The organism is Butyrivibrio fibrisolvens (assembly GCF_037113525.1).
Classification (GTDB): Bacteria; Bacillota; Clostridia; order Lachnospirales; family Lachnospiraceae; genus Butyrivibrio; species Butyrivibrio fibrisolvens.
Map to the genome: position 1 here is coordinate 2526866 of NZ_CP146963.1, position 16525 is coordinate 2543390.

General features: G+C 41.0%; 12 protein-coding genes. 1 reads left to right on the plus strand and 11 read right to left on the minus strand.

Going from position 1 to position 16525, the window contains the following annotated elements; translation table 11 throughout:
* Nucleotides 1-123 precede the first annotated feature (123 nt).
* The gene (locus tag WAA20_RS10595; protein ID WP_073386970.1) at nucleotides 124-4422 is read left to right on the plus strand and encodes a 2-hydroxyacyl-CoA dehydratase; all 4299 of its coding nucleotides are present in this window, start codon (nucleotides 124-126) and stop codon (nucleotides 4420-4422) included.
* Nucleotides 4423-4635: 213 nt separating this feature from the next.
* Here the strand turns inward: WAA20_RS10595 and WAA20_RS10600 are convergent, their stop codons facing one another.
* From WAA20_RS10600 to tsf, 11 genes are all read right to left on the minus strand, one after another.
* Entirely contained in the window at nucleotides 4636-5112 is a 477-nt protein-coding gene (locus WAA20_RS10600; RefSeq protein ID WP_073386972.1) for a hypothetical protein, read from the minus strand.
* Between the two features lie 338 nt (nucleotides 5113-5450).
* On the minus strand, nucleotides 5451-6419 hold the full coding sequence (gene metA, locus WAA20_RS10605) for a homoserine O-succinyltransferase (RefSeq protein WP_073386973.1): 969 nt from the start codon (nucleotides 6417-6419) through the stop codon (nucleotides 5451-5453).
* Nucleotides 6420-6648: 229 nt separating this feature from the next.
* Nucleotides 6649-8652, minus strand: coding sequence for an NAD-dependent DNA ligase LigA (gene ligA / locus WAA20_RS10610; RefSeq protein WP_278308443.1), 2004 nt, complete (start codon nucleotides 8650-8652; stop codon nucleotides 6649-6651).
* 118 nt (nucleotides 8653-8770) lie between these two features.
* Nucleotides 8771-9508 (minus strand): pseudouridine synthase, encoded by a 738-nt coding sequence (locus tag WAA20_RS10615; protein ID WP_073386975.1) that lies wholly within the window; start codon nucleotides 9506-9508, stop codon nucleotides 8771-8773.
* A gap of 79 nt (nucleotides 9509-9587) precedes the next feature.
* Nucleotides 9588-10430, minus strand: a complete 843-nt coding sequence (locus WAA20_RS10620) for an adaptor protein MecA (RefSeq protein WP_073386976.1) — start codon at nucleotides 10428-10430, stop codon at nucleotides 9588-9590.
* A 103-nt stretch (nucleotides 10431-10533) separates the two neighbouring features.
* Entirely contained in the window at nucleotides 10534-10980 is a 447-nt protein-coding gene (locus tag WAA20_RS10625) for a MarR family transcriptional regulator (RefSeq protein ID WP_073386978.1), read from the minus strand.
* A gap of 2 nt (nucleotides 10981-10982) precedes the next feature.
* Nucleotides 10983-13334 (minus strand): cation-translocating P-type ATPase, encoded by a 2352-nt coding sequence (locus WAA20_RS10630; RefSeq protein WP_073386979.1) that lies wholly within the window; start codon nucleotides 13332-13334, stop codon nucleotides 10983-10985.
* A gap of 18 nt (nucleotides 13335-13352) precedes the next feature.
* Nucleotides 13353-13631: a cell division topological specificity factor MinE gene (minE, locus tag WAA20_RS10635; protein ID WP_073386981.1), complete on the minus strand. Its 279-nt coding sequence runs from the start codon at nucleotides 13629-13631 to the stop codon at nucleotides 13353-13355.
* 29 nt (nucleotides 13632-13660) lie between these two features.
* A complete protein-coding gene (gene minD, locus WAA20_RS10640; protein WP_073386982.1) occupies nucleotides 13661-14443 on the minus strand; it encodes a septum site-determining protein MinD in 783 nt (260 codons plus the stop codon).
* Nucleotides 14444-14499: 56 nt separating this feature from the next.
* Nucleotides 14500-15327 (minus strand): septum site-determining protein MinC, encoded by an 828-nt coding sequence (locus tag WAA20_RS10645; protein WP_073386984.1) that lies wholly within the window; start codon nucleotides 15325-15327, stop codon nucleotides 14500-14502.
* Between the two features lie 214 nt (nucleotides 15328-15541).
* The gene (tsf, locus tag WAA20_RS10650) at nucleotides 15542-16495 is read right to left on the minus strand and encodes a translation elongation factor Ts (protein WP_073386985.1); all 954 of its coding nucleotides are present in this window, start codon (nucleotides 16493-16495) and stop codon (nucleotides 15542-15544) included.
* Between the last annotated feature and the right edge of the window lie 30 nt (nucleotides 16496-16525).

Genomic DNA, 16525 nt, shown 5'->3' on the forward strand with positions numbered 1-16525 from the left:
AAGTATGTGGCAGCACCAGTAAGATCGATAAGGACGCTGCCCCTGTTTTTTGTAAAGGGCTATTACATAAATACTGACTGACACTATATTTTAGCCTATTTGTAATTTCATTTGGAGGTTTAGATGATTGCAAAAGACTACACACTTGGTATTGACGTAGGATCAACAACTGTTAAGGTGGCTCTGCTTGATCCGGACCACGAGCTTATTTTTGCTGACTATAAGAGACACTACGCTAATATTCGCGAGACTCTTGCTGAGCTTGTCAAAGAGGCACAGGCTAAGGTTGGCAATGTTACAATTCATCCTGTTATCACTGGTTCAGGCGGTCTTAATCTTGCCAAGCATCTTGGAGTTCCTTTTGTACAGGAGGTTGTTGCAGTATCAACAGCCCTTAAGGAGATTGCGCCCAAAACAGATGTAGCCATAGAGCTTGGCGGTGAGGATGCCAAGATCATATATTTCGAGGACGGTAATGTCGAGCAGCGTATGAACGGTATCTGCGCCGGCGGTACAGGTTCCTTTATAGACCAGATGGCATCTCTTCTTCAGACAGATGCAGCCGGTCTTAATGAGTATGCAAAGAATTACAATTCTTTATATACTATCGCTGCAAGATGCGGTGTATTTGCAAAAACAGATATTCAGCCACTTATCAATGATGGTGCTACTAAGGAAGACCTTGCAGCTTCCATCTATCAGGCTGTTGTAAATCAGACTATTTCAGGTCTTGCCTGCGGTAAGCCTATTCGTGGCCATGTTGCATTCCTTGGCGGACCTCTTCACTTCCAGTCTGAGCTGAAAAAATCTTTTATCAGAACTTTAAAGCTTGATGACGAGCATACTATCGATGTTGAGAATTCACATCTTTTTGCAGCAATGGGTAGTGCCATGAATGCTGACGAGAAGATTTCTTACGATATGAACGAGATGGTCTCAAGACTTTCTAAAGAGATCCATATGGAATTTGAGGTTGCCCGCATGGATCCTCTTTTCCCATCTCAGGAAGATTATGATGCCTTCAAGAAGCGTCAGGATCAGTACAAGGTCAAGACTTCTCTTCTTGATAACTACAAGGGTAATGCATTCCTTGGTATTGATGCAGGTTCTACTACTACAAAGTGTGCGCTTGTATCTGAAAATGGTGATCTTCTCTATTCTTTCTATTCAAGTAACAATGGATCACCTCTTCAGACTGCGATCAGCTCACTTCAGGAGATATATAAGCTTATGCCGGAGGGTGTACGTATAGCCCGCTCCTGCTCTACAGGTTATGGCGAATCTCTTATGAAGTCCGCTTTCCAGCTTGATGACGGCGAAGTTGAGACTATCGCTCACTACAATGCTGCTGCATTCTTCGATCCTAAGGTTGACTGTATCCTTGATATCGGCGGCCAGGATATGAAGTGTATCCGTATTAAGAATAAGGCTGTTGATTCTGTTCAACTCAATGAAGCTTGCTCTTCAGGCTGCGGATCTTTCATTGAGACTTTCGCCAAGTCTCTTAATTACAGCGTTCAGGACTTCGCTAAGGAAGCTCTTTTTGCTAAGCATCCTATCGATCTTGGTACTCGCTGTACTGTATTTATGAACTCTAAAGTTAAGCAGGCTCAGAAGGAAGGCGCCGGTGTCGACGATATTTCTTCAGGTCTTGCATATTCAGTAATCAAGAACGCTCTTTTCAAGGTTATCAAGGTTTCTGATGCCAAGGAGCTTGGTAAGAACATCGTAGTACAGGGTGGTACCTTCTACAACGATGCTGTTCTTCGTGCATTCGAGAAGATCGCAGGCGCTGAAGTTATCCGTCCTGATATCGCAGGTATCATGGGCGCTTTCGGTGCTGCTCTTATCGCAAGAAGCAGATTCATGCAGGATCCTTCTTACGAAACATCAATGCTTACTATTAATCAGATCAATACTCTTGAGTACTCAACTTCCATGGCTACCTGCCAGGGTTGTACCAACCACTGCCGTCTTACTGTCAACAAGTTCACAGGCGGAAGACAGCACATTTCAGGTAACCGCTGCGAAAGAGGTCTTGGTAAAGTCAAGAATGCTGATGGCATTCCTAACCTTTTCGACTGGAAATACAAAAGAGTATTCGGCTATCAGCCGCTTCCTGACAGCGAAGTTACAAGAGGAACAGTCGGAATCCCGAGAGTTCTTAACATGTACGAGAACTATCCTTTCTGGCACACCTTCTTTACAAAGCTTGGTTATAAGGTAGTTCTGTCTCCAAGATCTTCACACCAGATCTATGAGATGGGTATTGAGTCCATCCCTTCAGAGTCAGAGTGCTATCCTGCCAAGATCAGTCATGGTCATGTAGAATGGCTCATTCACAAGGGTGTTGATTTTATCTTCTATCCGGGTCTTTTCTACGAGCGTGAGGAAGTTAAGGGCGCAACTAACCACTACAACTGCCCTATTGTTACATCATATTCTGAGAATATTAAAAATAACGTTGAAGCTATAACTACCGGTAAAGCTAAACTTAGAAATCCTTTCATGGCTTTCACTTCACTTGATACAATCCTTCAGTCTCTTACCAAGGAATTCACTGAGATTCCGAAAAAAGAGCTTGTTGAAGCTGCTACTCTTGCATGGGACGAGCTTTCAAAGTGCCGCGAGGATGTTAAGAAAAAAGGTGAAGAGACCCTTAAGTGGCTCGAAGACAACCACCGCCACGGTATCGTACTTGCAGGTCGTCCTTATCATATCGATCCTGAAATTAATCATGGTATCCCGGATATGATCTGTTCTTATGGTGTTGCTGTCCTTACTGAGGATGCTATCTCACACCTTGGAACACCTGAAAGACCTCTTATCGTATCAGACCAGTGGATGTATCACTCAAGGCTTTATGCCGCAGCTTCTTACGTACGTACACGTGAAGATCTTGACCTTATCCAGCTTAACTCCTTTGGATGCGGTCTTGATGCTGTTACAACTGATCAGGTTGCTGATATCCTTAACGGTTCAGATAAGATCTATACATGTCTTAAGATTGACGAAGTAAATAACCTTGGTGCTGCAAGAATCCGTGTAAGATCACTTCTTGCTGCTATCCGTGTACGTGAAGAGGAAGGTAAGCACGCTACTGTTCGTGACTGTGCTAACCACAGAGTTCTTTTTACAAAGGAAATGAAGGAAGAAGGATATACTCTTCTGTGTCCTCAGATGTCTCCTATCCACTTCGACATCTTAGAGACTGCGCTTCGTGCCTGCGGTTACAATCTTATCGTCATGCAGAATGACAATATGCATGCTATCGATATGGGACTTAAATATGTTAATAATGATGCATGCTACCCTTCACTCTGGGTTGTAGGTCAGATCATGGATGAGCTCCATTCAGGCAAGTATGACCTTAACAAGACTGCGGTAGTTATGTCTCAAACAGGTGGTGGATGCCGTGCTACAAACTATGTAGGATTTATAAGACGAGCTCTTAAAAAGGCCGGTATGGAGCAGATTCCTGTTATCTCATTTAACCTGTCCAAGCTTGAGTCTAACCCTGGCTTTAAGATTGACTTTGAGATGCTTAAGCGTGCCGCTTACGGCGCTGTATTTGGCGATATCATGATGAGATGTATCTATAGAATGCGTCCTTACGAGAAGGTTAAGGGTTCTGTAGAAGAGGTTCATCAGAAGTGGCTAGTGGCTTGCAGAGAATTTGTATCTAAAAAGAATATAAATGTTACAACTGATATGGCAAGATTCCAGAAGATGTGCCGTCTGATGGTTGAAGATTTTGATAACATCGAGATCACAGATGAGGTTAAGCCAAGAGTTGGTATCGTTGGAGAAATCCTTGTTAAGTTCGCTCCTGCTGCTAACAACCACCTTGTTGACCTTCTTGAATCAGAAGGTGCCGAGGCTGTAGTTCCTGATCTTCTAGACTTCATGCTCTACTGCTTCTACAACCAGATCTACAAAGCTGAATACCTTGGAACAAGCAAGAAGACTGCCAAAGCTATGAAGGTTGCCATCTGGGCTCTTGAGAAGCTTCGCGGCGGTGCTACTAAGGCTCTTAAAGCATCCACGCACTTTGAAGCTCCTACAAGCATCTACAAGCTTGTAGAATATGCTAAGCCTATCGTAGATATCGGTAACCAGACAGGTGAAGGTTGGTTCCTTACAGGTGAGATGATCGAGCTGATCAAAGAAGGCGTTGGCAACATCGTCTGCACACAGCCATTCGGATGTCTTCCTAACCACGTAGTAGGTAAGGGCGTTATCAAGGAACTCAGAAGACATTATCCTGGTTCTAACATAGTTGCTATCGACTATGATCCGGGTGCTTCAGAAGTTAACCAGCTTAACAGAATCAAGCTTATGCTCTCTACTGCTAACAAGAAGGTATCGGATAAGAAACATGAAGATAAGACTTCCAGTGATAGTGAAAAGGTTGCTATCTGATTAAATAATGATATCTACGGGCACCCATGTGAATAGTGCTATCCATAGATATTTAGGATCTTAAAGAAAAAGGTTCTGCCGCATTTTTATTTGCGACAGAACCTTTATTTATATCTTTAAAGTTTAATTCTTTACTTAACTTCGAATCATCCCTTATGACTTCAAATAATAATGTCTTCTATTTTAGTGATCTTAAGTATTTCTTTAGGATTATCAAGCCTTCTGATTAAGCTTTTCAATATTATCAGCCTGACGTTCAATTGCAAAATCCGTAGAACGAAGTTGCATCTGAACTTTCAGAATCTGTTTGTGTATATCATCACTCTTGTTGTAATATTCCTGAATTTCCTCGTCGCTTACTTTAAGGTGTTTTTCTGCAATAGCGCCCGGAAGTACGAATTTCTTTACAACCTTACCGAATTTAACTTCTATATACTTTCCATCCTGAGAAGTAACCTTGCCTTCTCCAAATTTCACATGCTCAACCTTAAGACCTTTGGCATTCTTCTCACCAAGGTCATCAGATTGCTTATTCAAAGAAGCAAGAACTTCTTCATATTCATCGCGCTGTCTGTGAAGCTCTTGCATCTGGCGATCCGCTTCTTCTAAGAGCTCCCTTGTCTTTTTGGTTTTCTTTCTGGTTTTAACTTCCTTCTTTTCTACCTGTTCCTCCTCAAGATTGAGAGCCATAATAAAATCTCCTTTTCTTATACTAAGATGCAGGTGTCATCAGTATCTTCCAACACCTTACGACAGCTGAATTGCTAAAACCATATCTTATTTTTCAAACAACACCATATATATATTTTAAATCTTTCAGGTATGTTTTTCAAACGATTTTTACGTAATTCCGTTAATTAATTTTCATCTGGTATCGTCTTAATATAGGCTATACTGATAAATAAAGTCTTACGATAGATATATTTTTAAAACATCTTTAGCAGAGCATTTTTTTATGATAATAAAAAAGCTATGCTCCGAATGATCGAGAATCATTTTTGCATAGCTTTTTAATATTACTAATTGTATTAATCCGTCTTCTCTGTAAGTGCCTTGGATGCTTTGACCATATTCTCTGCATCTAAGATCTGGCCCCATTTATAAGGTGTTGCCTGGTATACGTAATAGTTAAGCCAGTTTGAATACAGAAGGTTGCAGTGCGCTCTCCAGGTAAGCCTTGGCTTATTGCTTGGATTATCGTCCGGATAATAGTTTCTTGGAAGGGGGGTACTAAGGCCCTTACCAATATCACGCTTATACTCACTATCAAGTGTGTAACGGTCGTATTCTGCATGACCGAAGCTGAATATCTGTTTGCCATCCTTGGTCATACAGAGCATTGCTCCTGCTTCAAAAGACTGGGCAAGTACGATCAGCTTGTTACAGTTATGAATATCCTCTATCGGGACTGATGTGTATCTGCTGTGCGGAATGTAGAATACGTCGTCGAATCCTCTTATAAGCGGAACCTTTCTGTTTGAAACCTTATGAGCATAGATTCCGAAGAGCTTCTGAGGAAGCTGGATCTTCTTAAGTCCAAAGTGGTAATAGCAAGCAGCCTGTGCGCCCCAACAGATGTGGAAGGTTGATGTCACGTGCTTCTTGGTCCATTCGAAGATCTCACAGAGTTCATCCCAGTAATCCACTTCTTCAAAGTCCATCTGCTCCACAGGCGCACCTGTAATGATCATACCGTCGTAATGATTGTCCTTAAGCTCCTCAAATGTGTTATAAAAGCTGTTAAGGTGGGTTGTAGATGTATGTCCCGCCTGATGAGAGCTTACCCTCATAAATGTCACATCGATCTGAAGAGGCGTATTTGAAAGAGATCTAAGAAGCTGAAGTTCTGTGTCTTCTTTAAGCGGCATCAGATTAAGGATACAGATTGAAAGGGGTCTGATATCCTGGTGCATAGCCCTGTTTTCATCTACAACGAATATATTTTCTTTTTCAAGCTGTTCCCTTGCAGGAAGATCATTTTGTATCTTAATAGGCATAACTGATTCTCCACTAAATATAAATGTCGTAATAGATTCTTGGAATCATACAAGCGTGATTCTATTCACATTAACAAGAATCCATATATTATTGGATCACTCAAACTACAGGACGTAGTTACGACATGTTTAGAAGTTCATGGATGAACTTCTATGTCGGGAATAAGAAACTCATAATAAATACAAATTTCCAACTTCAAAGCAACAATAATTTCTAATTCTCAAAATATCATTCTGATACTCTGCTAAGAAGTTCTTCTTCAGTAATGATCGGTATTCCAAGTTCCTTTGCCTTCTTGTTCTTACCTGAATTAGATGTAATATCATTATTGATAAGTGCATAAGTCTTCTTGGAAACGCTTCCTGATACGCTTCCGCCATGGTTTTCAATAAAGGCCACCATTGCATCTCTATTAGCGAATTTCTCAAGGCTTCCCGTTATAACATAGGTCTGGCCTGCAAGTTCACTTGTAGTTTCAGTCTTTTCGGCTGCAAATGTAAGGCCGTATTCCTTAAGTCTTTCAAGGAGCTTAATATTGGACTCCTTATGGAAAAAGTCATGAATGCAAAGAGCTGTAGTCTCTCCTACATCCTGAACTTCTACAAGCTGATCGATTCTTGCATGCATCAGATCATCGATACTGTCAAAGGCTTTCATGATAGTCTTTGAAGAAGTCTTACCTACATTGGGTATAGAAAGTCCTGTTAGGAGTCTTGCAGGCTCATTTGATTTAGACCCTTCAATTGCATTAAGAACGTTGTCAGTGCCCTTCTGCTTGCCTATAAGGCCTTTTTCTATGAGTTCTGTTCTATGATCCTTAAGAAGGTATATATCGGCTATATCGTGAAGATAACCGTTGTCTATAAGGGTTCTGATATATTCTTCACCAAAGCCCTTGATATCCATAGCATCGCGACCTACGAAGTTGATGATACGTCTCTCAAGCTTAGCAGGGCAATCGTCGTTAATACATACCATATCAGCTGTATCAGGCTCTCTGACTACCTTGCCGCCGCATACAGGGCAGATATCAGGGATCTTGAATGTAACTGAATCTGCAGGGTTCTTATCAGCAACTACGCTTCTGATCTTGGGGATGATCTCACCTGACTTATAAACAAGTACAGTGCGACCTATTCCTATTCCAAGATTGTCGATAAAATCCTGATTGTGAAGAGTTGCTCTTGAAACTGTTGTTCCGCAGAGCCTTACTTCTGAAAATACTGCTGTCGGATTGACTCTTCCTGTCATACCTACAGAAAGCTCTATGTCCTTGATCACAGCTTCCTTTTCTTCAGGTGGATACTTATAAGCTATATGTCCGCTTGAATACTTGGATCCTGCCGGGAAATCGTCTCTGTAAGCGATCTGGTCTATCTTGATAACTGCTCCGTCGATATCGTAAGGAAGTGTTCCTCTGGATTCTCCTATTGCATCAATTCTAGCCAGTATCTCATCATCTGTTGTGCAAACCGTTGACGGAACCACTGCCATCTTCATGGCTTTAAGCTTTTCAAGGCCTTCTGAATGAGAAGCTATCTGCGGATCAGATCTTTGTATATTAAAAATAAACATTGAAAGGCCACGTTCTCTTACCATTCCACTATCAAGCTGGCGAAGAGTTCCTGCTGCGCAGTTTCTTGGATTGGCAAAAGTTTTTTTGCCATGAGCTTCCTGAATCCTGTTGGTCTTATCAAAGTCTTCGTGGCTCATATATACTTCACCGCGAACTTCAAGGGAATTAAAGTCAGATGAGATGCTTCTGACAACGTCCGGTATTACAAGGGCATTAGAAGTAACATCTTCACCTATAAGACCGTCGCCTCTTGTCTCTGCAAGAGAAAGCTTGCCATTCTCATATCTGATACTCATTGAAAGTCCGTCGATCTTGTGCTCTACACAGAAGCGAACGTCAGGGTGCATGGCTCTTACGTCGTGAACCCATTCAAGAACTTCTTCTTTGGTGAATACGTCCTGAATAGAGAGCATAGGAACATCATGCTCTACAGTAACGCCTGCAGTTCTCTTTACAGAGCCGCCGATGATTCTTGTTGGTGAATCCTCAGATATAAGTTCAGGATGCTCTTTCTCAACTGCCTTAAGCTGAAGCATAAGCTGATCGTATTCATAATCACTTATCTGTGGAGCATCCTGATTATAGTAACAATCCATGTGGTATCTGATAGTATCACACAGATTCTTGTATTCTTGTATTAAATTAGTCTCTCCCACTATATGTCCTCACTTAAAATATTATAAAATCAAATATCATGATATCACAAAATCCGCAGCTAGTGCGGATTTTGAATTATATTAAATAATTATAAGAACCTATTTGAACCAGGAAATATCACTCTTTCCTGAGATCGCATTTTGAATACAATGTATACAAATCTTTGCCTGTAATCTCTCTTACTTCGCCGGGCTTCATATCACCAAGCTGTATATTAAGAACTCTGATACGCATCAGTTCTCTTACGTTGTAGCCAAGCGCCTTACACATTCGTCTGATCTGTCTGTTCAGACCCTGAGTAAGGATGATCCTGAAAGAATTTCTTCCTGTCTTAACAACCTTACATCTCTTGGTAGTAACATCAAGATCCTCAAGGTATACTCCGCCTGCCATCTGACGAAGGAAGGCTCCGTTGACTTCCTTATCGACTCTTACAACGTATTCCTTCTCATGATCATTAGCAGACTTCATCATTCTGTTGATGAGCTCGCCATCATTGGATAAAATAAGCAGTCCGCTTGAATTAGCATCCAATCGTCCTGCGTAATTAACCTTTACCGGAGTCTTGACTTCACTTGCCACAGTACGCTTTGCATGAGCATCACGCTGCGTGCAGACAACACCTTCCGGCTTATAATATGCATATACTTTGGTCTCGCTTACAAGTTTGATTCTCTTGCCATCAATCTTTACTACATCTCCAGGGTTAACTTTGGTACCAGCAAGAGCTGGCTGCCCATTAACAGATACTCGACCCTCGTCGATGATCTTGTCAGCATCTCTGCGAGAGCAAATGCCGCACTGCGCTATATACTTATTAAGCCTAACCTGCTCGCTCTCGTCTTTATGACTCATAAAAATCTCCATTCAATTCAATAATCAAAACATATAAACAATTTCCCAAGTCTCTAAAAGAAAATCAGGAAATCATGTATCATGCGCTAAAGCTTCTGAGTGTATCAACAGCCTTAGTCTTTATAATAGCTTCATAGCTCTCTTCTACATTAGCGATATAAATAGGGCTGCTTGTTACAAAATTGCCGAATTCATATGCAGTAGTAAATACTGAAGCAAAATGTGCCACACTGTCAGTACCTTTTTCAAAATGCAGATAATACAGGTCATCCTTAGGATTCTTGTAAAGGCTTGTCTGCATCTTTATCCTGCCTGTTACCATATGTGCAAATCTTATGATATCAGCCATATTAGTGAAAGAAAAAACAAAGCCTGTAGACTCAAGTCTGTCCAGAGCAAAAGATTTACGTTTTCTTTTACTATCACGGATCTGAGAAAGGCGCTCGCTATTATTCTTTTTATTAAGGCCGTTTCCAGCATTATGCTTGCCGGGATATGTATTCTTTATAATATCATGCTTCTCAGTCTCAACTTCGTGAATGTGCTGAAGATACTGATTGATCCTTTCAATTCTCTCCTGTTCAGGAGCATCGCCCAGTTCTTCGAGGAAATTCTTAGGAAACTGAATTCCTGCATCATGAGTAAGCTTCTCAAGAAGATCCTGAATAGTTCCATCCGGATCCTCGCTCAAAGTGATAGAGATACGATTATCAGGAGTTACTGTAACCTGCATTGGCATGCAAGTGCCTTCCATTGGCTTATAGTCAACTTCTTCCTCAGCCTTTTCGATAATCTCCCTGAGAAAATCCATAGCCTCTTTTTTCTTGGTCAGAAGATCCTGAAGACCAATACCATACTCTTCCAGATCTTCCTCCGAAATAATACATTCAACACGTGTATCATCAACGCGATTAAACTTCATATAAATACCTGCCGTCCCCTTCGGCCTAAAACCTTTCAATATTCTTGTGAAAAACTTTTTAACAGTATATCACAAGATATCTTTTAATTAAATAAAGCAAAAATTAATCTTCTCTAATATTTCCTATAACTTTGTATAGTAATTTATATAGAACTTGAGCTTCCTCCTGGGTTAATTTTACACAAGAGCCCATATTTTCAGGAATGCAAAGGGCTTCATCCCTGAGCTTTTCTCCTGCTGGAGTGATTGTCACTTCAAGATTTCTTTCATCAGCTGCATTACGCTCTCTGTTTATATAACCTTTTGCTTCAAGTTTTTTAAGTACAGGTGTAAGCGTACCTGAATCAAGGAAAAGACACTTTCCGAGGGTTTTTACATTGACCTTCTTCTTTTCCCAAAGAACCATCATTGTAATATATTGTGTATAAGTCAGATCAATTTTGTCCAAGAAAGGTTTATACGACCTTACTATTTCTTTTGAACAAGCGTAAAGTGGAAAACAAAGCTGATTCTCAAGTTTTAATGAATCATATTTCTTTTCTTCCGACATTTTTATGACTTCCTTTTCCTATTTTTGTATTTGTTTTCTATCCACTCACACAGCTTTGTAAGATAGCGCATACATGGCTCTGTGGCAATTACAAAAAGTGCAAAGAGCATTACACACTCTTTAGATACATACGTAATTGCGAACAGATCACTAAATACAATTGCTGCAAATACCATTCCTATAATACACCCAAATATAACTCTTGTGCGGAATTTATTCATAGGTGAGCTTATATGGATAAGTATCATAAAACCGACAATTGTCATTACAAAGGTTGCCGCAACTGAAATATCCTCGGTTGAAACACCAAAAGTCTCGCCAAATATTACCAGAGTTGCGATAGCCAAAAAGTCGGTGATAGCCGCAGGAAGAGCTTTCATCATGACATGGATCAAAAATGATCCGCTGCTTCTCTTGGTATTATCTTCAAGAGCAAAGAAGAAAGCAGGAATACCAATATTAAACATACTGATAAATGTTACCTGCGAAGCCTGAAGTGGATATGTCATCAGGCTGACAATAGCGAATATCGATAACAATAGTGAAAAAATATTCTTAACAAGGAACAGTGTAGCTGATCTTGTGATATTGTTGATATCTCTTCTACCTTCAGACACTATCTGCTTCATGTGTGAGAAGTCAGAATCAAGAAGGACTACCTGTGCAGCCTGCATGGCTGCTTCTGAACCTGCCGCCATAGCTATAGAACAGTCTGCATCCTTCATTGCAAGAATATCGTTAACACCGTCACCGGTCATGGCAACTTTATGACCGGCTTTTTGAAGAGCTTTAACAAGCTTTTGCTTTTGCTCAGGCTGAACTCTTCCAAATACTGTATACTTGTCTGCGGCTTCAAAGAGCATCTCATCGTTAAGAGGGCGAACATCTACATATTTCTCTGCCCCTTCGATTCCGGCCTGTCTTGCAACCTCTGAGACAGTCACAGGGTTATCACCTGATATAACTTTAACTTCAACTCCCTGTTTTCTGAAATAAGCAAAGGTTTCAGCCGCATTCTCTCTAAGCGGATTCTGTAAAAGAACGAACATTACAGGAGTAACGTTGCCATCTCCGGTTCCGTTTTCAGGAACAGGAACAGATGACTCTTCATCAGAGTATTCAGCAAAAACTATAACTCTGAGTCCCTTACCTGCATATTCATTAACAAGTGGCTTGTACTTCTCATAATCCTTTTGAAGGATTATATCAGGAGCGCCAAGAACATAGGTCTTGTCATCAAACTGAACACCGGAATACTTTCTGACTGATGAAAATGGCAGATTAGAAACACATCCTCTGGCTCCCATTGACGGGAAATAATCCGCCAGCGCCTTCATAGTCATATTGTCATCAGGAAGGGCTTCTATGTATTCCGACATTCGGATACGATCCTGTGTCTGCTGCTCTTCACTTCTTCCTTCTGCAGGAATGATGTCACATACAAGCATTGAGTTGTCGGTGATAGTACCAGTCTTATCAACGCAAAGGACATCTACCCTCGCAAGCGTCTCTGTACTCTTCATGTCATGAAGCATGACCTGATTCATACCAAGTCTTACAGCACTCATGGCAAGGGCAAGACTCACAAGAAGGTACATGCCTTCAGGAATCATACCAATAACTGCGGCAACCATAGAAACTATGCTTTCGCTAAAGTTATTGCCAAGAGCAAGAGACTGCCACATGAGCGTTACGCCCACAGGAATAATGGCAATACCTGAGAAAATGACTATCCTGTTTATGGACTTGATCATCTCTGACTGCTCACCGGCTTTCATCTTCTTGGCACGAAGGGTAAGCTGTGATATATAGGATTTCTCGCCAACACGAATAAGACGTGCATAACAAAGTCCATTGACAACAAAACTACCACTCATAAGTTCGCTGTCAACTTTTTTATTGATCTCGTCCGCCTCGCCTGTAAGAAGTGCCTCGTTTACATTGACTTCACCGGATATAACTATTGCATCAGCCGGAATCTGTACGCCGCTTCTTAGAACTATCACGTCGTCTATAACCAGATTCTGAATCGGAACTGTTATCTCCTCACCATCTCTTAAAACCTGGCAAGTAGGCGTATTAAGAACCGAGAGGTTATCTAAAACCTTCTTAGCCTTAAGCTCCTGAAAAATACCGATAAGGGTATTTGCAATAACAACCGGTAAAAATGTAAGCGACCTGTATGAGCCGGCGATTATAAGTAAAACCGCCAACACAGTAAAGATCAGGTTGAAATATGTAAATATGTTTTCTTTTAAGATATCTTTCGTGGATTTCTGGGCATTATCAATCTGAGTATTGCCATAGCCACGTATATATCTGTCCTGCGCCTCCTGTGCAGTAAGTCCTGTCATAATAACCTTCCTGGTGCATTATTTTGCTGTGTGATGAATATTTCTGATCGGAATATTTGCATACAAAGCAGGTACTGAGTTAGTACCGCTTTCATCTGTTTCCATCTGAGTAATGTGAATATCTAACTGGTCTTTGTCTACCTCAGCATACTTGGAAAGCACTTCAAGAATATCGCTCTTAATACGTTCCATTATTTCAGGTGAGCAATTAGCACGATCAGAGACAAGAACCATCTTAAGTCTGTCTTTTGCAACATCACCTGAACTTTTCTTTTTGAACAAATCTGACAGTTTCATTGTACGTCTCCCCTTCCGCCTGGTAGTTTTTATTTACTGAATAATTTGCTGAAGAATCCTTTTTTAGTATCAAGATCAAGGAAAGGAACCTGTTCTCCATTCAAACGTCTGCAGATATTCATATATGCCTGACCTGCAAGTGACTTGCCGTTTCCTGCAAGCGGTATACCTCTGTTAGTAGCAACAACCACATCTTCATCGTCAGGAACGATTCCAAGAAGATTAACCGCAAGAACCTCAACAACGTCATCTGCGCTCATCATATCGCCACGCTTAACCATATCAGGTCTTAATCTGTTAACAACAAGCTGTGAATCCTTCATCTCATTGGCTTCAAGAAGTCCGATGATTCTGTCTGCATCACGAACGGCTGATACTTCAGGTGTAGTAACAACTACTGCCTTGTCAGCGCCTGCGATGGCATTTTTAAATCCCTGCTCAATACCTGCAGGACAGTCAATGATAACATAATCAAACTGCTCTTTAAGCTCTGCTGTAAGCTTCTTCATCTGCTCTTCATTAACTGCATTCTTATCTCTCTGCTGTGCAGCTGCAATAAGATACAGATTTGCATTATCCTTATTTTTGATAAGAGCCTGTGCAAGTTTGCAATTACCTTCAACAACATCAACAAGATTGTAAACTATGCGGTTCTCAAGTCCGAGTACAACATCAAGGTTACGAAGACCTATATCTGTATCAACCAGAACTACTTTCTTGTTAAGTAATGAAAGACCGGTACCGAGATTGGCAGTAGTAGTAGTCTTACCTACGCCTCCCTTACCAGATGTAACAACTATAACTTCTCCCATTGTAGCCTTCCTCCAAAGAAAATTATTTATTAAAATCGTGTGATTTTATTAACTTATTATTTGAAAAACTGATTACTTCTAAGATATTTATTGTTAAATTCAGATCTTGCGATCGCGCCCTGATATGTGTAGGCAACTTCAGGTCCCGGAACAACGCTTCGGCTTGCTTTTCTTCTAAGAAATCCTTTTGATTTAGATGAAGATTCCTCTTCTGAAACTGCAATCGCATCTGCGATCCTGACCTGCAAAGGTTTAAAATCTGTAGCTACTACAAAAGCATTCTGATCTCCTGTAGCGCCTGCAAATGCATTACCTTTCAATGCTCCAAATACAAAGATACAACCTGCGGAGACAATGCTTCCTCCGGGATTAACATCGCCAAAAACAATAATAGAATGCTGTGATATTATCTCCTGTCCCGAACGAATGTTACCAACATGAATCCTGGCATTAGCATCGCCTATCTGCTCAAATGCAGCCTGATAAGCTTCATTGTAGGCCTGGTCCATAAGCTGCTGTCTTTCTTCGTTTGAAAGCTGCGGCTTAATTGCCTGCGGCTGTATCTGCTCTTTAGCTGCAGTCTCTACAGAGCCTGCTCCTGATACCATCTTTGCAAAAGCTGTATCAAGAGGATGATCCTCATCAAGAATACATACGATCCTGAGTTTTGTTGTTCTTGAAATAATATCAAGAACCTCAGCCTCTTCTGCTTCTGAAAGTCTGCGACCTCTAACCAAAAGGCCCATGCTTGAATTACCAAGAAAAGCAGATGCCTCTGCAAATTTCTGTTCTATTAACTCTTTTAATTGTATAAAAGGAATTGTTTCATCGAGTACCAGAATGATACCAGACTTTGTCCCCTTAATAGAAACTGGCTGTGCCATTTCTAAATCCTCTTTTCAATACCATGCTGCCAAGTAAAATCCATTAGCGCATATAATATTTTAACTCATTTATTAAATTAGGGCAACGTACAATATAGAGAGTACATAGAATTGCATCCATGTAATTCTAAAAATGTACAAATCACGTCCTTTGATTGCCCCATAGATAGAAAAAGGCTCCGGTAAACCGGAGCCTTGATAAACAAAGTTTTGATTATTTAAGTCCAGCCTGAGCCATAACTTCTTCTGCAAAGTTATCCTGCTTCTTCTCAATGCCTTCGCCTGTCTCAAAACGAACGAAGCTCTTGATAGTAAGATCAGCGCTGTTTGCCTTAGCAACCTGTGCGATATACTGAGCTACTGTCTGCTTGCCATCTTCAGCCTTTACATAAACCTGCTCGTTAAGGCAGATTTCTTTAAGCTCTTTGTTAAGACGACCAACAAGCATCTTCTCAAGGATCTGCTGAGGCTTTCTCTTCTCTTCAGGAAGTTCCTCGTTTTCCTTTGTAGCCTGAGCAAGAAGGATCTCCTTCTCATGCTCTTTGTATTCTTCAGGAACATCGTTCATATCTACATACTTAGGAGCAAGAGCTGCAACCTGCATAGCAACGTTGTGAAGAGCTTCTTTGATAGCATCGTTAACAACGTCTGTCTTAGCTTCTACAAGAACAGAGATACGTCCGCCACCGTGTACATAAGGTACAACGATACCTTCAGAAGCTGTAAGCTTCTGGAAACGACGGATATCGATCTTCTCAGAGATAACTGCTGTGATCTCTACGAGAGCTTCCTTAACAGTCTTGCTGGAATCCTCATTCCACGCCTCGTTCATGAAAGAATCAAGGTCTGCAGAATCAGAATTAACTGCCTGTGTAGCTACTGCATTAACGAATGCCTGGAACTTCTCGTTCTTAGCAACGAAGTCTGTCTCAGAGTTAACTTCAACAACTGCTGCAGTCTTCTCATCCTTAACAGCTACTGCTGTAAGACCCTCAGCTGCGATACGGCTAGCCTTCTTCTCAGCCTTAGCCTGACCGTTCTTTCTGAGGAACTCAACTGCTGCATCCATATCTCCATCAGAAGCAGCAAGAGCCTTTTTGCACTCCATCATTCCTGCGCCTGTTGATTCACGTAATTCTTTTACCATTGCTGCTGTAATAGCTGCCATTGTTTTATTCTCCTTCTCTCAGATAATGTT